The organism is Sphingopyxis sp. PET50 (assembly GCF_025244705.1).
Classification (GTDB): Bacteria; Pseudomonadota; Alphaproteobacteria; order Sphingomonadales; family Sphingomonadaceae; genus Sphingopyxis.
Window position 1 is genome coordinate 2,791,343 of record NZ_CP104207.1, and the last position, 20,389, is coordinate 2,811,731.

At 67.6% G+C, this 20,389-nt stretch carries 15 protein-coding genes and 3 pseudogenes; 11 read left to right on the forward strand and 7 right to left on the reverse strand.

Annotation, left to right across the window (positions count from 1 at the left end):
• Positions 1-55: 55 nt before the first annotated feature.
• Positions 56-1,472, reverse strand: a pseudogene (gene ahcY, locus N0A20_RS14575) (adenosylhomocysteinase).
• Positions 1,473-1,935: 463 nt separating this feature from the next.
• Between ahcY and N0A20_RS14580 the strand changes: the two are divergent.
• Positions 1,936-2,334, forward strand: a complete 399-nt coding sequence (locus N0A20_RS14580) for a hypothetical protein (RefSeq protein WP_260581062.1) — start codon at positions 1,936-1,938, stop codon at positions 2,332-2,334.
• Between the two features lie 182 nt (positions 2,335-2,516).
• Here the strand turns inward: N0A20_RS14580 and N0A20_RS14585 are convergent, their stop codons facing one another.
• Positions 2,517-3,083, reverse strand: a complete 567-nt coding sequence (locus N0A20_RS14585; RefSeq protein ID WP_260583923.1) for a YqgE/AlgH family protein — start codon at positions 3,081-3,083, stop codon at positions 2,517-2,519.
• A gap of 150 nt (positions 3,084-3,233) precedes the next feature.
• On the opposite strand from N0A20_RS14585, the pseudogene N0A20_RS14590 reads away from it, so the two are divergent.
• The 4 genes and pseudogenes from N0A20_RS14590 (at position 3,234) to N0A20_RS14605 (ending at position 7,258) form a co-directional block, all read left to right on the forward strand.
• A pseudogene (locus N0A20_RS14590) lies at positions 3,234-3,717 on the forward strand (peroxiredoxin).
• 222 nt (positions 3,718-3,939) lie between these two features.
• Positions 3,940-5,427 carry an AMP nucleosidase gene (locus N0A20_RS14595; protein ID WP_260581063.1) on the forward strand — a complete coding sequence of 496 codons (1,488 nt, stop codon included), beginning with the start codon at positions 3,940-3,942 and terminating at the stop codon, positions 5,425-5,427.
• Between the two features lie 41 nt (positions 5,428-5,468).
• Positions 5,469-6,245 (forward strand): SDR family NAD(P)-dependent oxidoreductase, encoded by a 777-nt coding sequence (locus N0A20_RS14600; protein ID WP_260581064.1) that lies wholly within the window; start codon positions 5,469-5,471, stop codon positions 6,243-6,245.
• A 134-nt stretch (positions 6,246-6,379) separates the two neighbouring features.
• Positions 6,380-7,258, forward strand: a complete 879-nt coding sequence (locus N0A20_RS14605; RefSeq protein ID WP_260581065.1) for an OmpA family protein — start codon at positions 6,380-6,382, stop codon at positions 7,256-7,258.
• Positions 7,259-7,529: 271 nt separating this feature from the next.
• Here the strand turns inward: N0A20_RS14605 and N0A20_RS14610 are convergent, their stop codons facing one another.
• A complete protein-coding gene (locus N0A20_RS14610) occupies positions 7,530-8,240 on the reverse strand; it encodes an SDR family NAD(P)-dependent oxidoreductase (RefSeq protein WP_312846653.1) in 711 nt (236 codons plus the stop codon).
• Between the two features lie 157 nt (positions 8,241-8,397).
• Here N0A20_RS14610 and N0A20_RS14615 point away from each other — a divergent pair, with 157 nt between their 5' ends.
• Positions 8,398-8,844, forward strand: coding sequence for a winged helix-turn-helix transcriptional regulator (locus N0A20_RS14615; RefSeq protein WP_260581066.1), 447 nt, complete (start codon positions 8,398-8,400; stop codon positions 8,842-8,844).
• Positions 8,845-8,882: 38 nt separating this feature from the next.
• On the opposite strand, the gene N0A20_RS14620 is transcribed toward N0A20_RS14615, so the two are convergent.
• Positions 8,883-9,365 (reverse strand): SRPBCC family protein, encoded by a 483-nt coding sequence (locus N0A20_RS14620; RefSeq protein WP_260581067.1) that lies wholly within the window; start codon positions 9,363-9,365, stop codon positions 8,883-8,885.
• Positions 9,366-9,411: 46 nt separating this feature from the next.
• On the opposite strand from N0A20_RS14620, the gene N0A20_RS14625 reads away from it, so the two are divergent.
• On the forward strand, positions 9,412-9,738 hold the full coding sequence (locus N0A20_RS14625; protein WP_260581068.1) for an ArsR/SmtB family transcription factor: 327 nt from the start codon (positions 9,412-9,414) through the stop codon (positions 9,736-9,738).
• 54 nt (positions 9,739-9,792) lie between these two features.
• Here N0A20_RS14625 and N0A20_RS14630 read toward each other — a convergent pair whose 3' ends face one another.
• The 3 genes and pseudogenes from N0A20_RS14630 to N0A20_RS14640 all read right to left on the reverse strand — a co-directional run bounded on the left by N0A20_RS14630 (position 9,793) and on the right by N0A20_RS14640 (position 13,109).
• The gene (locus N0A20_RS14630; RefSeq protein WP_260581069.1) at positions 9,793-11,637 is read right to left on the reverse strand and encodes a M2 family metallopeptidase; all 1,845 of its coding nucleotides are present in this window, start codon (positions 11,635-11,637) and stop codon (positions 9,793-9,795) included.
• Positions 11,638-11,714: 77 nt separating this feature from the next.
• Positions 11,715-12,465, reverse strand: a pseudogene (locus tag N0A20_RS14635) (alpha/beta fold hydrolase).
• Positions 12,462-13,109 (reverse strand): 2-hydroxychromene-2-carboxylate isomerase, encoded by a 648-nt coding sequence (locus N0A20_RS14640; protein WP_260581070.1) that lies wholly within the window; start codon positions 13,107-13,109, stop codon positions 12,462-12,464. The pseudogene N0A20_RS14635 and the gene N0A20_RS14640 overlap by 4 nt, the downstream one beginning before the upstream one ends.
• Positions 13,110-13,227: 118 nt before the next feature.
• On the opposite strand from N0A20_RS14640, the gene N0A20_RS14645 reads away from it, so the two are divergent.
• The 4 genes from N0A20_RS14645 to smc all read left to right on the forward strand — a co-directional run bounded on the left by N0A20_RS14645 (position 13,228) and on the right by smc (position 20,207).
• Entirely contained in the window at positions 13,228-13,674 is a 447-nt protein-coding gene (locus N0A20_RS14645; RefSeq protein ID WP_260581072.1) for a MarR family winged helix-turn-helix transcriptional regulator, read from the forward strand.
• Complete coding sequence (locus N0A20_RS14650; RefSeq protein WP_260581073.1) at positions 13,674-14,804, forward strand: HlyD family secretion protein; 1,131 nt, start codon at positions 13,674-13,676, stop codon at positions 14,802-14,804. The genes N0A20_RS14645 and N0A20_RS14650 overlap by 1 nt, the downstream gene beginning before the upstream one ends.
• A 190-nt stretch (positions 14,805-14,994) precedes the next feature.
• Complete coding sequence (locus N0A20_RS14655) at positions 14,995-16,581, forward strand: DHA2 family efflux MFS transporter permease subunit (protein WP_260581074.1); 1,587 nt, start codon at positions 14,995-14,997, stop codon at positions 16,579-16,581.
• A 182-nt stretch (positions 16,582-16,763) separates the two neighbouring features.
• Entirely contained in the window at positions 16,764-20,207 is a 3,444-nt protein-coding gene (gene smc / locus N0A20_RS14660; RefSeq protein WP_260581075.1) for a chromosome segregation protein SMC, read from the forward strand.
• The last annotated feature ends 182 nt before the right edge of the window (positions 20,208-20,389 follow it).

The window sequence follows — 20,389 nt, forward strand, 5'->3', positions numbered from 1 at the left end:
GGTCCTCGCAATGACGAGGATGGACCGAACGACGGGGCAAGAACCCCTTCTTCGATCAATAGCGATAATGATCGGGCTTGAACGGCCCGTCGACCGGCACGCCGATATAGTCGGCCTGCTTCTGCGTCAGCTTCGACAGATGCACGCCCAGCTTTTCGAGGTGCAGCGCCGCGACCTTTTCATCGAGATGCTTCGGCAGGACATAGACGTCGTTCTTGTACTGCTCGCTGCGCGTCCACAGTTCGATCTGCGCGAGCGTCTGGTTGGTGAAGCTCGCCGACATCACGAAGCTCGGGTGGCCCGTCGCATTGCCGAGGTTCACGAGGCGGCCCTTCGACAGGATGATGATCTGCTTGCCGTCGGGGAATTCGACCAGGTCGACCTGCGGCTTCACCTCGGTCCATTTGTAGTTGGCGAGCGCCGCGATCTGGATCTCGCTGTCGAAGTGGCCGATGTTGCAGACGATCGCCATATTCTTCATCGCCGCCATATGCTCGGCGGTGATGACGTCGGCGTTGCCGGTCGCGGTGACGAAGATGTCCGAGCGCTGGACGGCCTCGTCCATCGACACGACCTCGAACCCTTCCATCGCCGCCTGCAGCGCGCAGATCGGGTCGATCTCGGTGACGAGCACGCGCGCGCCGCCGTTGCGGAGGCTCTGGGCGCTGCCCTTGCCGACGTCGCCGAAGCCGGCTGACGGTCGCGACCTTGCCCGCGAGCATCACGTCGGTGCCGCGGCGGATCGCGTCGACGAGCGACTCTTTACAGCCGTAGAGGTTGTCGAACTTCGACTTGGTGACGCTGTCGTTGACGTTGATCGCGGGGAAGGGCAGCTCTCCCTTCTTGGCGATGTGATAGAGGCGGTGGACGCCGGTCGTCGTTTCCTCCGACACGCCCTTGATCGCCTTGACCGTCTTGGTGAGGTAACCGGGGTTGGCGGCAACGAACGCCTTCAGCGCGCGCTGCATCTCGATCTCTTCCTCATTCTCGGGCGCCGGCATCGTCTCGCCGGCCTCGAGCTTCGCGCCCCACAGCGCGAACATGGTGGCGTCGCCGCCGTCATCGAGGATCAGATTGGCGGTGGTGCCGTCCTCGACGCCCCAGTCGAAGATGCGGCCGACATAGTCCCAATAATCGGCCAGGCTCTCGCCCTTGATCGCGAACACCGGCACGCCCGTCGCGGCGATCGCGGCGGCGGCATGGTCCTGCGTCGAGAAGATGTTGCACGTCGCCCAGCGGACTTCGGCGCCGAGCGCGGTCAGCGTCTCGATCAGCACCGCGGTCTGGATCGTCATGTGCAGCGAGCCGGTGATGCGCGCGCCCTTCAGCGGCTGCGCGGCGCCATATTCGGCGCGCAGCGCCATCAGGCCCGGCATTTCGGTTTCGGCGATGTTGATTTCCTTGCGCCCGAAATCGGCGAGGCCGATGTCGGCAACGACATAATCGCGGGTGTCGGCGGCAAGAGTGGCCACGGGGGATTCTCCAGTCTGGCAAGTACGACCGCAGGCGAGCGGCCACGAAATTATCGTGCGCGCCCTAGCTCAAAGCGCGCCCGCGATCAAATATAAACTTTTCTTTATATCGCAAGTCCGGAGCATCTGGCCGGGGCGGCGCGCGTTCGCAAATCCGCTTCGTCGAACCGAAGGGCGGGCCCATGGCGCCCCAGCGAATCCCGTCGCAACGGCACGTGAAAACCGCCGCGGAATCGCGGAGCGGCGAAAATAAATTTTCGGCAGGCGCAATTGTGACAATCCGCGTGCCCCGAATGTGACAGCGAATCCCGGCAGACAAGATTCTGAAAATCCAGACTTATAATACGCCTTGGCGATGAGCCTAATTCGTCTTTGTGACATCAGTGTTACAAAGAGCTCGAAATATTGACTTTTCCCGGGTCCGGGCGGAAAATCCTCCCAAGTTTTCGGGGAGATACCAGAGATGAAAAAAATTCTGCTGCCGCTCGTCGCCCTCGCTTTCGCGACCCCGGCCGCCGCGCAATCGATCATCGTCGTCACGGGTCCGCAGGCCGATTCGGATGCGCTGCCGGTCGCCTATGCCGAGCTCAAGGCCGGCGACAATCGCGCCGCCGTCGCCAAGCTGACCGGCGAATCCGCCGTCGATGCCCGCGACCCCTCGCGGCTCATCAATCTCGGCACCGCTTACGCCCGTCTGGGTCGCACCGACGAGGCCGCCGCCGCCTATGAAGCGGCGATCGGCAGCCCGATCCGCTACGACCTCGAACTGTCGGACGGCCGCTATGTCGACTCGCGCTGGGCGGCGCGCACCGCTCTCGCCAATCTGACCGAAGGCCGCCCGCTGCTCGCGCTGGCGCGCTGATCAAAGCCAAATTATCGGCCGTTTGTGCTGAGCTTGTCGAAGGTTCTCCTGAGCGCCTGCAAGGCAGTCGAAGGGCACCATTCTTCCTTTCTCCGTCGCAAAGAAAGAACGGCCCTTCGACAGGCTCAGGGCGAACGGCCATTTTTTGATTTTCTCTTGGCGCGAATCCCGGCCAACGCAGATCATGCCTCGCCGCCCTCGGTCGTCAGCAAGCGCGCATCGATCCCAGCCTCGGCGAAGGCCGCCTGCCAGCGCTGTTCGGGCGGCGTGTCGAACAGCAGGGCGTCGCTGCCCGGCGTCACGTGCCAGCCGTGGCGCACCATCTCGTCCTCGAGCTGGCCGCCGACCCATCCCGCATAGCCGAGCGCGACCAGCCAGCGCGACGGTCCGCGCCCCTCGCCGATCGCGCGCAAGATGTCGTGCGAGCTCGACACGGTCCAGCGTCCCGCCACCTCGACCGCGCCTTCGCCGCCCCAGTCGCTGCTGTGCAGCACGAAACCGCGTGTCTGCTCGACCGGCCCGCCGAGAAAGACCGGCGCGTCGAGCGGATCGCCGTCGTGCGCGATATCGAGCTGATCGAGCACCGCGCCGACGGTCATGCCGCCGATCGGGTCGGAGATGCCGATCCCCATCGCGCCGTCCTCGTCATGGCTGATCATCGCGATCACCGAATGCTCGAAGCGGGGATCGCCGATGCCGGGCAGCGCGAGCAGCAATTGGCCGGTGAACCAGGGGCGCGCACTTTCCATCGCCCCGTCTTGCCTCGCCGGGGCGTCGCGGTCCAGTCCCTTGCCCGATTTCTCCACCATGCCAATTCCTCCGCGACGCTTGACTCCCGCGCGCCGCAAACCAATGTCTGCGCCGATCCCAATCCCCTCAAAGCAAGAAGGATGCCGACGATGACGATCCAGACCGGAGACAAGCTGCCCGAAACCACGCTGGTCAAGGTGACCGAAAACGGCCCCGAGCAGGTCAGCACCGCCGATTATTTCAAGGGCCGCAAGGTCGCGCTCTTCTCGGTCCCCGGCGCCTTCACCCCGACCTGCTCGGCCAAGCACCTGCCGGGCTTCGTCGACAAGGCCGGCGAACTCAAGGCGAAGGGCGTCGACGAGATCGTCTGCACCGCGGTGAACGACGCCTTCGTCATGGGCGCCTGGGCCAGGAACGCCGAAGCCGCGCGGCGCGGTGACGATGCTCGCCGACGGCAATGGCGATTTCGCCGAAGCGGTCGGCCTCACCATGGACGGCAAGGCGTTCGGCATGGGCAAGCGCGGCCAGCGTTTCTCGATGATCGTCAACGACGGCGTCGTCGAACAATTGAACGTCGAAGCGCCGGGCGAGTTCAAGGTGTCGAGCGCCGACCATATGCTGGAGCAGTTGTAGGACCGAACGAAGCTCTCTCCCCTTCAGGGGAGAGGATAGCGCAGCTTGCTCCGGAAGGAGCCAGCGCAGCTTGGAGAGGGGCGGGGCGCTCGCGCGGCATGCCCCCTCTCAACTGCGGCTAGCCGGACAAGCTCGGCAAGCCTCCGTATCTCTCCCCTGAAGGGGAGAGAGCAGCGTCCTCGCCCCTTCCCTTTTGTCACAATTTCGTGCAACAGCGTCGCGATGACATCCAACTCATCGCAAAATTCCGAAACCGCCGACCCCGCCATCCTCGTCGATGCGATCATCGCCCAGTTGCAGGGCAAGTTCCGCACCGCGGTCGCCAACCTCAAGTCCGCCATCGCCGCCTATGTCCATGACAGTACGCTGCCGCCCGCCGACGCCGCGGCGACCGGGCTGTTCGACTATCCCGCGATCCGCCTCGTCACCACCGGCGAGCCGCGCGAGGGGCAGAAGGGGCACAATCTTTCCTTCGGCCGCTTCGAACATCCCGGCATATACGAAACCACCGTCACCCGCCCCGACCTGTTCGCCGACTATCTGCGCGACCAGCTTGTCCTGCTCGTCCGCCATTATGACGTGACGCTGGAGGTGACGCGCACCGGGCAGCAGATCCCTTTTCCCTATGTGCTCGACGCCAGCGACGGGTCGGACATGGGGAGCGTCACCCCGCTCGAACTCGCGCGCCACTTCCCGACCACCGAGCTCGCCGACATCGGCGACGAACTCGCCGACGGGCTGTTCGGGCTCGACCCCGCGGTGCCGCAGCCGCTCGCGCTGTTCGACGCGCTGCGCACCGATTTCAGCCTCGCGCGCCTCCGCCACTATACCGGCACCGCGCCCGAGCATTTCCAGCGCTATATCCTGTTCACCAACTATCACCGCTATGTCGACGAATTCGTCGCCTGGGCGGGGTCGCAGGTCGGCCAGGGCAAATATACTGCGCTCGCGGGCGCCGCGGGCCTCTATGTCGACCGGGCGGGGGTCAATGCCAGCGCGCTCGTCGCCGACAGCGCCTGGCGCCGGCATCAGATGCCGGCCTATCATCTGATCGCGGAGGGCGGCGACGGCATCACCCTCGTCAACATCGGCGTCGGCCCGTCGAACGCCAAGACGATCTGCGACCATCTCGCGGTGCTGCGTCCCGAGGCGTGGCTGATGATCGGCCACTGCGGCGGCCTTCGCCCCAGCCAGCGCATCGGCGACTATGTGCTTGCGCACGCGTACCTCCGCGACGACCATATCCTCGACGGCGTCCTGCCGCCCGAAATCCCGATCCCGCCGATCGCCGAGGTGCAGCAGGCGCTGGCGAGCGCCGCCGAAGCGGTGTCGGGGACCAGCGGCGCGGACCTCAAGAAGCGCATGCGCACCGGCACCGTCGTCACCACCGACGATCGCAATTGGGAGCTGCGCTACACCGACAGCGCGCTGCGCTTTTCGCAGTCGCGCGCGATCGGCATCGACATGGAATCGGCGACGATCGCGGCGCAGGGTTATCGCTTCCGCGTCCCCTATGGCACCCTGCTCTGCGTCAGCGACAAGCCGCTCCACGGCGAGCTCAAGCTGCCCGGACAGGCGAACCGCTTCTACGAGGAAGCGATCGCCGCCCACCTCCAGATCGGCATCCGCGCGTGCGAAACGATGCGCGACGAGGGCGCCAAGCTGCACAGCCGCAAACTGCGCGCGTTCAACGAGCCGCCGTTCCGGTAAACGTCGCCCCGGCGAAGGCGAGGCGGCGACATAGGACAGCCATGACCAACTCGATCCCCACCCTCTCCCGCTCGATCGTCGGCCGCGTCGCGATCGTCACCGGCGCCGCGAGCGGCATGGGCCGCGCGACCGCGCTGCTGTTCGCGAGCGAAGGCGCGAAGGTTGCGGTCACCGATCTCGACCTCGCCGCCTGCCAGGCAGTGGCCGCCGAAGCGGGCCCCCATGCCAGGGCCTTCGCCCTCGACGTCTCCGACGGCGACGCCATCAAGGCGGTCGTGGCGGACATCGCCGCCGCCTTCGGCGGCATCGACATCCTCGTCAACAATGCCGGCGTCTCCAGCTTCTGCCCGCTCGACGCCGGGGACGACTATGACGCGATCTGGCACCGGGCGATCGCGGTGATGCTCACCGCGCACCAGCGCATGGTCCGCGCCGCGCTGCCGTGGCTGCGCCGCAGCGACGCCGACCGCATCGTCAACATCGCCTCGACCGAAGGCCTCGGCGCGACCCCGGGCGATACGCCTTACGTGGCGGCCAAGACCGGCGTCACCGGCCTGACGCGCGGCCTCGCGGTCGACCTCGGCAAGGAGGGAATCACGGTCAACTGCATCTGCCCCGGCCCGATCCGCACCGGCATGACCGACAAGGTGCCCGAGGAAGATAAGGCTATCTTCGCCAAGCGGCGCACCGCGCTGCGCCGCTATGGCGAGCCGCAGGAGGTCGCGCATGTCACGCTCAGCCTCGTGCTCCCGGCGGCGAGCTACATTACCGGGGCGGTGATCCCGGTCGATGGCGGGCTGATGGCGCGCAACGCCTGAGCGGCCATGATGGGGTAAGCCGTGCACGGCGACCGATAACCCGCGCAACTCGGGGCCCGGCCGGGAGTATTCCTGTGCCAGAAGGGGTCATCTGAAACACGGCGGCCCTGCTGATCCCATTGAAGGAGTAGCATATGGGCGTCGTTTCGAAAAAACCGGGAATTTTGCTGCTGGCGGCGATGCTGGCCGGAACCGCGACAGCCGGCGTTTCGGCGCAGCCGCAGGACTCGTCCGAGGGCGAGGTGATCGCGACCGTCTATGGCATGCTGCCGTCGCCCGATCAGATGACCAAGGGTCCCAAGGTCGAAGGCATCATCTCGGCGCGCACCGACGGCCGGATGCAGGTGACCACCGCCGACGGCAGCAACCAGACCGTCGCCATCGCCGACTATACGAAGATCAAGGGCAGCGGCGGCTTCCTCGGCCTCGACCGCGACAAGCTCGCCGCCGATTCGCTGCTCAACGGCCTGCCGGTGACCATCGACACGCTGCAATGGGACGGCGGCCTCGTCGCGAACCAGATCGCGCTCAAGACCAAGGATCTGCGCACCGCGTCGATGATCCGCACCGGCACCGACCAGCGCTTCGCCGAGCAGACCGCGGCGACCGAGGCGCTGCGCGGCCGCGTCGGCGACATCGACCAATATAATGTCAAGGCCACGACCAATGTGAACTTCGACACCGGCAAGGCGGTGCTGTCCGAACAGGCGAAGGCCGACCTCTGCGCGGTGGCGAACCAGGCCAACAGCACCGACAATGCCCTGCTGCTCGTCGTCGGCTACACCGACTCGACCGGCAGCCAGGAACTCAACCAGGAACTGAGCGAAAAGCGCGCCAGCCGCGTGGTGAACCATCTGCAGCAGGCGTGCGGCTGGAAGCCCTATCGCATGCTGACCCCGACCGGCATGGCCGAAGCCGACCCGGCGGCGGACAACAGCACGCCGGAGGGCAAGGCCCAGAACCGCCGCGTCGCGGTGAATATCCTGGTCAGCAAGGCGGTCGACGGGATTTGAGAGGGACGGGGTGGGCGAAGGCCCATTCCGGTCCACCGGCTCGAGACGCAATGCAGTCAACGACCACATAGGGGGTGGGGAGCGGACGTTGGATCATATCACGCCCTCCCCCTTCAGGGGAGGGCAGCGAGACTTTCCAGCTTGCTGGTTAGTCGCAGCGGGTGGGGTCCATCGGCCTTGCGCAAGGCCGATGGACCCCACCCCAACCCCTCCCCTGAAGGGGGGGCTTTATGGCCGCTCCCGCCCGGAAACCGACCACCCGCCCGTTACCTCAAACCGCCTCGCTCACCCGGTACCGTTCGGCCACGTCGCGCCGCGACAGCCCCGGACCCATCGCCAGCCGCGCGGCCTGATAGGCCTGCCACTGGCCCTCGTCGGCGAGCGGCGGGATCGTCACCTCCTCGCCGCGGTCGAGGCCGAGCAGGGCCGCATCGACCAGGTCGCCGGCATCCATCACCATCTCCGCCGGGAAGGCGTCGATATCCTTGCCCGAGCGTTCCCATATTTCGGTGCGCGTCGCGCCCGGCAGCACCGCCTGCACCTGCACGCCCTGTTCGCGCAGGCCGTTCGCCAGCGACAGGCTCAGGTTGAGCAGAAAGGCCTTCGACCCGCTGTACACGCCTTCGAACATCTCGGGCACGAGCGCGAGGACCGAGGCGATGTTGACGATCCTGCCCTTGCCGCGCGCGCCGAATGCCTTGCCCGCCGCGATGCCGAGCCGCGCCGCCGCGGTGATGTTCAGGGCGATGATCGTCTGGATTTCCGACGCGCTGTTTTCCAGCGTCCCGCCGTTCAGCGACATGCCGGCATTGTTGACGAACAGCGTGATCGCACCGTCGTCGATCAGCCTTTGCTCGATCCGCGTCACTTCGTCGCCATTGGTCAGGTCGGCGGCGATCACGTCGACCGCGACGCCATGGTCGGCACGCAGCTTCGCCGCGCGCTCCTCGAGCTGCGCGCCGTTGCGCGCGACGAGGATCAGGTCGTGGCCGCGGCTAGGCGAGCCGGTCGGCGTAAACGGCGCCGAGGCCCGTCGAGGCGCCGGTGATGAGGGCGGTTCCCTGGAAAATGTCGGTCATCGTATGTCTCCTTTGCTGGCCCCGAACGGTTCACTTGCAAAATGATAGTGACTGACCCATATGACTTCAATGACCGGCGATGAAAAAAACTTCGGCACCTGCCCCATCGACCGCGGGCTGATGCTGATCGGCGACCGCTGGTCGATGCTCGTGCTGCGCGACGTGCAGCGCGGTTTCACCCGCTATGACCAGATGCGGACGAGCCTTGGCATCGCGCCGAACATTCTCGCGCGGCGGCTGGCCGCACTCACCGAGGCGGGGCTGCTCGAAAGGCGCCGCTACAGCCAGCGGCCGCCGCGCGACGACTATCTGCTCACCGAAAAGGGCCGCGACTTCCTCCCCATCCTCGCCGCGATCGGCGCCTGGGGGCGCAAGCATAATGGCGGCGGCGCGCTGACGCGCCAGATCGACGTCGAAACCGGCGAGCCGATCCGCCCGGTGGTGATCGACGCCAACACCGGCGCGCCGCTGGGCACACGCGAACTCAGGCTGGAATATCCCGATTAAATCCTTCCCGCGCCGCAGCGGGCGAGGCGGATCGGACGTCATTTGTAAAAGTCGGCGCGCAGGTTGAAGCCATGCTCCAGCCAGACCTTCAGCGCGCAGAGCATCTGCGTCCAGCCGTGGCAATTGCCATAGCTGCCGTCGAGCGCCGCCTGCGTCTCGCGCCAGCCCGCTTCGGCGATCTCGACCAGCGTGCGGCCATCGTCGAGGGCCTTGAAGCTCATCGTCACGCGCGTGCTGTACCGGGCGTCCTGCATCGCGCCGCCTTCGACACCGGGTGCTTCGCCCTCATAGGCCGCCCATTCGAGGACGATCCTCTCGTCGGGCACCACCTCGATCACCTCGACCGGAAAGGCGCCGGGATAATCGTGGAAATCCCATGTCACCGTCGCGCCGGTCTCCAGCCGGCCCTTGGCGCCGCCCGTCGTGAAATAGCCGGACAGCTTGCCGGGGTCGGCGACCGCCTCGAACACCTCGTGCACCGGCTTCGCGATTCGCGCCGCCACCCGGAATTTCAGCTCCATGACACTCTCCGCTTGATTCTCCGCCATTATGTTATATATTTATAACATGTCAATCCACGAAGAATATGACCGTGTTTTCAAGGCCCTGGCGTCGGCCGTCCGCCGCCAGATGCTCGACACGCTCAAGGATCAGCCGCTGACCACCGGCACGCTGTGCGGCAACTTCGCCAACATCGACCGCTGCACGGTGATGCAGCATCTGAAGGTTCTGGAAGAGGCGGGGCTCGTCATCGCCGAACGCCGCGGCCGCGAGCGCTGGAATCATCTCAACGCGATGCCGATCCAGGATATTCACGACCGCTGGATCGGCCCCCACGCCGCCGCCGCGACCGCCCGGCTGGCGCGGTTCAAGCAGAGCGTCGAGGCGCAATGAAAAGGACCGGGGAATCGCTTCCCCGGCCATCGGCTTTTCATCCGGCAGCGGCGCTCACCACCCCGACGGCTTGCCCTTGTTCTGTTCGTCGAGCCATTCCTTCAGCGGCGCGAAATATTCGGCCATCGCCTTGCCCGACATCTCGCGCTCGCCGGTGAAGGCCTCCAAGGCATCGGGCCACGGCTTCGACGCGCCCATTTCGAGCATCGCATTGAGCTTCGCACCGACCTCCTTGTTGCCATAGAAGGAACAGCGGTGAAGCGGCCCTGTCCACCCCGCCTGGTCGCATGCCGCCTTGTAGAACTGGAACTGCAGGATGCGCGCGAGGAAATAGCGGGTGTAGGGCGTGTTGCCCGGGATATGATATTTGGCGCCCGGATCGAAGGCGTCGGCGGGCCGCACGCCCGGCGGGACGATGCCCTGATATTGGGTGCGGAGCTGGGTCCACGCCTTGTTGTAGTCGGCGGGCTTGATCGTGCCGTCGAACACGCCCCAGCGCCAGCGGTCGATCAGCAGGCCGAAGGGCAGGAAGGCGACCTTGTCCATCGCCTGCCGCAGCAGCAGGCCGATATCCTTGTCGGCGCTCGGCACCTTGTCGGCGCCCAGCAGGCCGATATCGACCAGATATTGCGGCGTGATCGACAGCGCGACGAAATCGCCGATCGCTTCGTGGAAGCCGTCGTTGGCGCCGTTGAGATAGAGCAGCGGCTGGTCCTTGTAGGCGCGCTGATAATAATTGTGGCCGAGCTCATGATGGATGGTGACGAAGTCGTCGGCATTCACCTTGATGCACATCTTGATGCGGATATCGTCCTTGTTGTCGATATCCCAGGCCGAGGCGTGACAGATGACTTCGCGGTCGGCGGGCTTGGTGAATTGGCTGCGCTTCCAGAAGGTGTCGGGCAGCGGCTCCATGCCGAGCGACGAATAGAAATTCTCGCCCGCCTTGACCATGTCGAGCGGCCCCTTGCCCTTTTCGGTGAGCAGGTCGCCGATGTCGTAGCCGAGGTCGCCCGCGCCCGGCGGCGCGACGAGCGGATAGATATTGCCCCATTCCTGCGCCCACATATTGCCGAGCAGGTCGGCGCGGATCGGGCCGGTCTTGGGCTGCACCGCGTCGCCATATTTCTCGTTGAGCTTCCAGCGGACATAGGTGTGCAGCGCCAGGTAGAGCGGCTTCACTTCCTGCCACAGGCGCTCGGTGGTCTTGGCGAAGTCCTCGGGCGGCATGTCATAGCCCGAGCGCCACATCGCGCCGGTGTCCGCGAAGCCCAGCTCCTTTGCGCCTTCATTGGCGATCGCGACCATGCGGGCATAGTCCTTGCCCATCGGCTTGCCGACATTGTCGTGCCAGCTCGTCCACATTTCGGCATATTCGGCGGGTGTATGCTGCAGATTGCCCATCTCGGCCTCGATGTCCGAGCCCGAGATTTCCTTGCCGTTCAGCGTGCCGCGGCCCTTGCCATACTGCGACTGCAGATTGGTCGCGATCTGGTTGAGCTCGGTCGCGGCGCCGGGCTTGGTCGGCGCGGGCAGGACAAGGCCGTTGCGCAATATGTCGAGCTTGCGCCTGGTGTCGGCGCTGAGCCCCGGAACGGTCGCATATTTGGCCGCCTCAAGCGCATATTTGACGGCTTTCTCGGTCCCGACGGCGTTGATCCGCGCCGCCATCGCGTCGGTGTCCTCGGTGATATAGGTCGCATTGACCCAGTTCACCTGGCTCGACTCGACCGTATAGTCGAACAGGTCCTTTTCGGCCGCCGCGACGAAGGCGTCGGCATCGGCGGCGGTGGGCTTGGCGCTCTGGGCGGGGGCTTCCTTCGCCTTGTCCGCCGCCAGCGCGGGGCCGGCAAGCGCGAGCGACAGGGCAAGCGACAGCGTCGAAATCATGGCTTTCATGGGGGTGCGATCCTCGGGTCCTGGTGGCGGCGCTCTATGGCGCTATGACACCAGTTTGGACCCGCCCGCGAACGGGGTCAAGCGGCGAGGAAGGCCGCCATCGCCTCGCCCATTTCGGGCTGGGTGACGCTCGACATATGGGTGCCGGGGATCGTCACCAGCCGCGCGTCGGGCAGCGCCGCCGCGAGTTCGGGGGCCGAACCATTGTCGTGATCCTGCTCGCCGCAGACGAGCAGAACCGGCATCGTCAGCACCTTCAACGCGTCGGGCGAGGTATCGGTGAAACTGTCGAGCAGATGGCCCGCGGCGATCCGGTCGATCTTCATCGTCTTCATGAACTGGATCGACAGCCAGGTGTCGTCGCCGCGCTTCGCACTCTCATATTCGGCGATCACTCGCTTGAAGAATTCCCCGCGCCGTTGCCAGCCGGCGAGGCCCGACAGGCCCATGCCGCCGAGGATCAGGCGGCGCGGCCGCATCCCGGCCACCACCGCGCGCACGCTGGTCCGCGATCCGAGCGAAAAGCCGCCGAGGTCGAAATCGTCGAGGCCGAGATGGGCGATCAGGTCCGCGAAATCGTTCACCAGCACATCGGGCGGATAAAGCGCGGCGTCGTGCGGGGCGTCGCTCGATCCGTGGACGCGCAGGTCGGGCATGACGACGCGAAAGCCCTCGGCGGCGATGCCCGCGGCGGTGCCGAACTTGATCCAGTTGACCTCAGCGCTGGAAAAGAGGCCGTGGAGCAGCACGACCGGCTAGGCTGGCACCGGTCTCGCGCCACGCGAGGCGGGTGCCGTCGCGCGCGTCGAAAAAGCGCGGTTCGATCATCGCGGCTGCAGCCCCTTCTGTTCCATCCGCCAGCGCGCCATCTCGATGCGGTCCTGCCCGAAAAAGGGTTCGCCGTCGAACACGAGCGTCGGCACGCCCCAGTGGCCCGCGATTTCGAGCGCCACCTGGTTGGCGGCGATTTCGGTGTCGAGCGCCTCGGCATCGCGCTCCGCCTCGGCATCGAGCTCGGCGAGGTCGAGCCCGGCGCGGCGCGCGGCGCCCGCGAGGTGATCGCCGAGATGCCAGTCCTGCGCCCCGCCCCAGATCAGTTGCGCGGCCTCGTGGCCGAAGGCGAGGCTCCGGCCGCGGCGCGAGGCCGCCTGGCCGAGCCGCGTGAGGCGGTAGATGTACGGCTGGTCCGCCGCGATTTCGCGCGTCGCAACATTCTGGACGATCGGGTCGGGGCGCGGCGGGCCGAAGGGGATGCCGTGAAACTGCGCGACGCGGATCATGTCGCGCATCGTGTAGCTCAGCCAGTTCGGATGGTTGCGTTCGAAGAAGTCGGGCTGGCGGATCGCGAGCGGGTAAACGGGGCGCAGGTTGATTTCGACACGGTGGCTAGCCGCGAGCGCGCGGTAGCGGCCGGTGCAGAGATAGGAGTAGGGCGAGCGGAAGGACCAGAAGAGGTCGGCGGTGAGGGTCATGGCGGCAGTTTAGCGGCTGGGCGCAATTTGTCGATCATCGCGCATGTCGCGGAAGTTGTCGAAAGTGCCGAGCGGCGCAATCTTGCATATAGTAGCAATTGCTATTATATCACATGCCATGAGTGATACGATCGGGTTCCTGCTGAACGACACGGCGCGGATGTTTCGCCGCGATTTCAACGCGCGCACCCGCGACAGCGGGATCACCGCGCTGCAGTCGCGCGTGCTGACCTATCTGGCGCGCTACCCCGGAATCCGGCAGGGACCGCTCGCCGAACTTATCGAGGTCGAGCCGATCACCCTGTCGCGCATGATCGACCGGCTGGAGGAAGGCGGACTGGTCGAGCGCCGCGCCGACCCGACCGACCGCCGCGCCTGGCAGCTGTATCTGACGACGCAGGCCGAACCGCTGCTCGACCATCTGCGCCAGACCGCAAGGGCGGTCGTCGCCGAAGCCACCGAAGGGATGAGCGAGGCCGAACGCGAGATGCTCTCCGAACTCGTCGAGCGCGTCCGCGCCAACCTGTCCCGCCGCGAATGCCAAAAAGAAAAAGAGACGATCTGATGCCCCAGCTCTCCGCCGCCACCCCGCCGAAAGCCGAAGAGGTCAAGCCGCCGAAGGTGGCGCCCAAGGCCGACCCCGTGCCCGCCCCGCAGGTGGCGGCCGCGCCCGAAGCCGCCGCGAAGCCGACGTGGCGGACACGGCTGCTGCTGTTCGGCCTGCCCGCGCTGATGATCGCGGGCGGGGCGGTCTGGTGGCTGACGAGCGGCGGGTCGGTGTCGACCGACAATGCCTATGTCCAGATGGACAAGGTGTCGGTCGCCGCCGAAGTCGGTGGCCGCATCACCGAAGTCGCGGTCAGGGACGGGCAGAATGTGACGGCGGGGCAATTGCTGTTCCGCATCGACGGCGAGCCCTATCGGCTGAGCGTCGCGCAGGCAACGGCGGCGATCGACGCCGCCGAGGTCGAGGTCGGCAATCTGTCGGCGAGCGCGAACACCAGCGCGGTCGACATCGCCGCGGCGCGCGAGGATGTGAAGTTCGCCGAGGTCAATTTTGGCCGCCAGGCGGCGCTGATGGAAAAGGGCTTTACGACCAAAGCGGCCTATGACGCATCGCGCCACGCGGTCGCACAGGCGCGCGAGCGCGTTCGCCAGGCCGAAGCCGCCGCCGCCGAAGCGCGCGTCAAGCTGGCTGCGGGCCCCGCAAGCGGGATCAACCCGCAGGTCGAGGCGGCGCGCGTCCAGCGCGCGCAGGCGCAGGTGAACCTCAGCCGTACCGAGGTGCGCGCGCCCTATGCCGGTCGCGTCGCGCAGGCCGACCGTCTGCAGATCGGCCAGATGATGGTGCAGGGCCTGCCCGCGGTGACGATCGTCGATACCGCGCATCCGTGGGTCGAGGCCAATTTCAAGGAAACCGACCTTGCCAATATGCGCATCGGCCAGCGCGCCGAGATCAGCTTCGACGCCTATCCGGGGCTGAAGATCCGCGGCCATGTGCTGTCGATCGGCGCGGGCACGGGCAGCGAATTTTCGGTGCTGCCGGCGCAGAACGCCACCGGCAACTGGGTCAAGGTGACGCAGCGCGTGCCGGTGAAGATCGCCTTCGACGAAAAGCCCTCGCGCGACATGATCGCGGGGCTGTCGGCCGATGTACGGGTTTATACCGACGGCGGTGCGGTGGCGGGGAAGTAGGGGTGACCGTCGAGTCACTTACCCGCCCTCTCCCCTTCAGGGGAGAGGATAGCGAAGCTTGTTGCCAAGGGACTAGCGAAGCTTGGAGAGGGGGCCTCGGCCTTCGATCCCCTCTCCAACTCCGGCTAGCGAGCAAGCTCGCAAGCCTGCGTATCCTCTCCCCTGAAGGGGAGAGGGCAAAGGCAGGCTGATGGCCTCCCGTTCCCTCCCTCGCCGCTCCGCCGCTGCGCCGCCCGCCGAAGACGGCGTGCCGCTGCACGAGCGTGTGCGTTTTCGCGGGCTGCTGATGGTCGCGGTGATGGGCGCGTCGATCATGCAGATTCTCGACACGACCATCGCCAATGTCGCGATCCCGCACATGCAGTCGGCGCTCGGGGCGACGAGCGAGACGGTGACCTGGGTACTGACCAGCTATATCCTCGCCAGCGCGATCGCGATGCCGATCACCGGCTGGCTCGCCGACCGGATCGGGCGGCGCGAGCTGTTCCTGGGCGCGATCGCCGGCTTCATCGCCACCTCGATGGCGTGCGGCGCCGCGCAGTCGCTCGAACAGATGGTGGTATTCCGATTCCTGCAAGGGATCAGCGCCGCCTTCATCGCGCCGCTGTCGCAATCGGTGATGCTCGACATCAATCCGCCCGAGCGGCAGGCGCGCGCGATGTCGATCTGGGGCATGGGGATCATGATCGGGCCGATCATGGGGCCGCTGCTCGGCGGCTGGCTGACCGAAAGCGTCAACTGGCGCTGGGTCTTCTACGTCAACCTGCCGGTCGGATTGCTGACGCTGGCGATGATGTGGGCGCTGTTGCCCGCGACGCGGGCGGCGGGCCGCAAATTCGACCTGTTCGGTTTCTCGATGCTCGCGCTCGGGCTCGCGTCGCTGCAGCTGATGCTCGACCGCGGCGCGCATGAGGACTGGTTCGACAGCATCGAAATCTGGATCGAATGCGGGGTCGCCATCGCGTGCCTGTGGATGTTCGTCGTCCATATGTTCACCGCGCGCGCGCCATTGTTCAACCGCGCGATGCTCGCCGACCGCAACCTCGTCACCGCGATGGGTTTTCTGGTCGTGATCGGCATCGTGATGTTCGCATCGATGGCGCTGTTGCCGCCGATGCTGCAAAATCTGTTCGGCTGGCCGGTGATCGACACCGGCGTCGTGCTCGCGGTGCGCGGGATCGGCATCCTCGCCAGCATGTGGTTCGCGGGCCGCACGCTCGACACGATCGACGCGCGCTGGATGGTCGGCATCGGCCTGTTGATCGCATCCTATTCGCTGTGGCAGATGAGCCACTGGTCGCTGGAAATGGGGATGCAGCCGGTGATCGTCAGCGGCATGATCCAGGGGGTTGGCATGGGCCTGGTCTTCATTCCGCTGAACACCATGGCCTTTGCGACGATCGCGCCGCATTTCCGCACCGACGGGTCGAGCCTGCTGAACCTGTTCCGCAGCATCGGCGCGTCGGTGGGCATTTCGATCGTCACGACCCTGCTCGGTGCGAACATTCAGCGCAGCCACGAGGATCTGGTCGCGCATGTCACCAACAGCTCGACGAGCCTGCTCGATCCGTCGACCGCCGACCGCTTCGGCATCGCGGGCGACACGGCGATGGCGATGGTCAATGCCGAGATCAACCGGCAGGCGGCGATGGTCGCCTATATCGACGATTTCTGGCTGATGATGTGGGTGACGCTGGCGTCGGTGCCGCTGGTGCTGCTGCTGCGCCCGCCGAAGCCGGGGACCGAGAAGGCGTCGATGGCGGATATGGGGCATTAGGGTCACGAACGGGCAAGGGGCGTTGCAGATTAAACGCACGCCGCTCTAGGAGCGTGGCATCTCCTGCAGGGCGGGCCATGCCCCCTTGCGACTCCCCTGCCCGCGCGGCATGACGCGTCAGGGGGTTTTGTGACACCAAGGTTGCACCATCGCCGATTCGACCGGCTGCGCGGGACCCGCCCGTGCAGATAAGACGCCTGCGCCTGACCGGTTTCAAAAGCTTCGTCGAACCCACCGAACTGCGCATCGAACCCGGGTTGACCGGCGTCGTCGGCCCCAACGGCTGCGGCAAGTCGAACCTGCTCGAGGCGATCCGCTGGGTGATGGGCGAATCCAGCCCCAAATCGATGCGCGGCGGCGGCATGGAGGATGTCATCTTCGCGGGGACGTCGCAGCGCCCGCCGCGCGATTTCGCCGAGGTCGCGATCCATTGCGACACCGAGGGCGATATCGTCGCGGGCCTCGCCGACGCCAGCGAGGGCCGCGAGCTCGAGATCATCCGCCGCATCGAACGCGGCGCGGGCAGCGCCTATCGCGCCAACGGCCGCGACGTGCGCGCCAAGGACGTCGCGCTGATCTTCGCCGACGCCGCGACCGGCGCGCACAGCCCGGCGCTCGTCAGCCAGGGCAAGATCGCCAACGTCATCGCCGCCAGGCCCACCGACCGCCGCGCGATGCTCGAGGAGGCGGCGGGCATCGCGGGCCTGCACGTCCGCCGCAAGGATGCCGAGCAGAAGCTCCGCGCGACCGAGACCAACCTCGCCCGCCTCTCCGAAATCGTCGCCGACATGGAGGTGCGCGCGGGTGCGCTGCGCCGCCAGGCGCGCGCCGCCGAACGTTACAAGGCACTGACCGAGCAGATCCGCGTCGCCGAGGGACGGCTGATCTACGCGCGCTGGCGCGATGCCGCCGCCGCCGCCGACCAGGCGAAGCGCGACGCCGACGCCGCCGAGGCCGCGGTGAAGGCCGCGCAGGACGAGCTTGACACGCTCGCGCGGGCGCAAACCGAGGTCGCAGCGCGCGTCGCCGAGGCGCGCGGCAGGGCGCAGGCGCAGCGCGACGCGCTCGCCGAGGCGACCGCGACGCAGGTCCGCCTCGCCGGCGAGGAACGCGCCGCGCGCCAGCGCCTCGACGACCTTGCTGCGCAGCAGGCGCGCCTCGCCGACGACCGCGCGCGCGAGGGCGAATTCGCGCGCGAGGCGCATGGCGCGCTCACCGCTCTCGACGCCGAATCGAAAAGCCTCGCGCAGGAGCTCGCCGACCACGAGGCGGGCAGGGCCGCGCTCGTCGAGGCCAGCCAGGCGGCGCAGGCCTTGCTCCGCGACGCCGAGGTCGCGCTCGCGCAGGCGCGCGCGCAGGCCGCGAGCGAGGCCGCCGACCGCCGCATCGCGGTCTCGGCGCGCGACAGCGCCGAGACCGCGCTCCGCCGTCTCGCCGCCGACAGCGCGCGCGTCGAGGCCGAGGTCGCGGCGCTCGGCGACAGCGGCGCCCTCGCCGCGCGGCAGGCCGAAGCGACCGCCGCCGCGACCGAAGCCGAAGCCGCGATCGGTACCGCCGAAGCCGCGCTGCAGGGCGCCGAGGCCGACCGCGAAGCGGGCGCCGCCAGCCTCGCCGAAATCGAGGCGGGCCTCGCCGAGGCGCGCGCCGCCTTCGCCGCGCTGGAGGGCGAGGCGGCGACGCTGACCCGCGCGCTCGCCGCCGCGAAATCGGACGCCAATCCGGTGCTCGACCAGCTCCGCGTCACCCCCGGCTACGAAGCCGCGCTCGCCGCGGCGCTCGGCGACGACCTCGACGCCGGCACCGATACCGGGGCGCAGCGCAGCTGGCGCGGCGCCGAACGCGACGCGCGCGACCCCGCGCTCCCAGCCGGCACCACCGCGCTCGCCGACGTCGTGCGGGCGCCCGCCGCGCTGCTCCGCCGCCTGACCCAGATCGCGGTCGCCGACAGCGACGGCGGCCAGCCGCTCGCGGTCGGCCAGCGCCTCGTCACGAAGGGCGGCGTGATGCGCCGCTGGGACGGGTTCGTCGCGCGCGGCGACGGCGCCACCGCGACCGAACGCCTCGTCCGCCGGAACCGCCTCGACGAACTCGCGGCGCAGCGCCCGCAGGTCGAGCTCGGCGTCATGCAGCTCGGCGACCGCCGCGCCGCCGCCGCCGCCACGCTCGCCGAAGCCACCGGGGCGGTCGCCGCCGCGCGCCGCGCGCTCGCCGAAGCCGACGAACGCCGCCGCGCCGCGCTGCGCGCAGCCGACCAGGCGCAGGCCGCGCTCGACCGCCATCGCGATGCCGCGAGCCTGTTCGACCGCCGCCGCGAAGAACTCGCCGTCGCCACCGCCGAAGCGCAAAAGGAGCTCGCCGACCGCGAGGCGGCGCTCGCCGCGCTCCCCGACGACGCCATCGCGCGCGCCGCGCTCGACGCGCAGGAGGCCGCCGCCGAGCGCGCGCGTACCGACGCTGCCGCCGCCCGCGATGCACAGGCGGTGCACGAACGCGCCTTCGCGGCGCTCAGCGAACGCCAGGCGGTCGTCGCCGCCGAAATCAAGAGCTGGAAAGCCCGCGCCGGCGAGGCCGCGCGGCGCGTCACCGAAATGGACAGGCGCGCCGAGGCGCTCGCCGCCGAAGCCGAGACGCTCGCCGACATCCCCGAAAGGCTCGCCGCCGAACGCGCCGGGGCCGAGGCGCGGCAGGCCGAATTGCGCGAAGCGGCGGCCGCCGCCGAAGCACAGGAACGCGCCGCCGAAGCCGCGCTGCGCGAGGCCGAGGCCGCGCTCGGCACGATCCGCGAGACGCTCGCCAGCGCGCGCGAAACCCGCGCCGGCGCCGCCGCGCGCTCCGAAAACGCCGAGCTGCGCCGCATCGAGATGGGCCGCCTGTCGGGCGAACGCTTCGAATGCCCGCCGCCGCTGCTGCCGCAAAAGGCCGGCTTCGAAAGCGCGAGCGTCGGCGACGCGGCGTCCGAATCGGCGCAGCACGACCGGCTCATCGCCGACCGCGAGCGGCTCGGCCCGGTCAACCTCGTCGCCGCCGACGAACTCGCCGAGCTCGACGCCGAGCGCGAAAGGAGCGCCGCCGAGATCGAGGAGCTGCAACAGGCGGTGAACCGGCTGCGCGGCTCGATCGGCAACCTCAACCGCGAGGGCCGCGTCCGCCTGCTCGCCGCCTTCGAGACGGTGAACGGGCATTTCCAGCGCCTGTTCGCGACGCTGTTCAACGGCGGCCAGGCGCATCTGGAACTCGTCGATTCGGACGATCCCTTGGAAGCCGGGCTCGAAATCATGGCGCAGCCGCCGGGCAAGCGCCTCGGCACGCTCACCCTGCTGTCGGGCGGCGAGCAGGCGCTGACCGCGGTCGCGCTGATCTTCGGCCTCTTCCTCACCAACCCCGCGCCGATCTGCGTCCTCGACGAGGTCGACGCGCCGCTCGACGACGCCAATATCGAGCGCTTCTGCGACCTGCTCGACCGGATGACACGCGAGACCAACACCCGTTATCTGATCGTCACCCACAATGCGGTGACGATGGCGCGCATGCACCGGCTGTTCGGGGTGACGATGATCGAAAAGGGCGTCAGCCGCCTCGTCTCGGTCGACCTCGGCGGCGCCGAGGAACTGCTCGCGGCGGAATAGGGGAAATTGGTCGGCTCTTCACCGCGGGCTCAGCGCTACGGTTCAATCTGAACAGGATAAATTCTGGGGCGGCGTGCGTTAAATATGAACCGTTCGCCCTGAGCTTGTCGAAGGGCCGTTCTTTCTTTCAGCGTCGAAGAGAAGGGCGGTGCTTCGACAAGCTCAGCACGAACGGGTTTGGG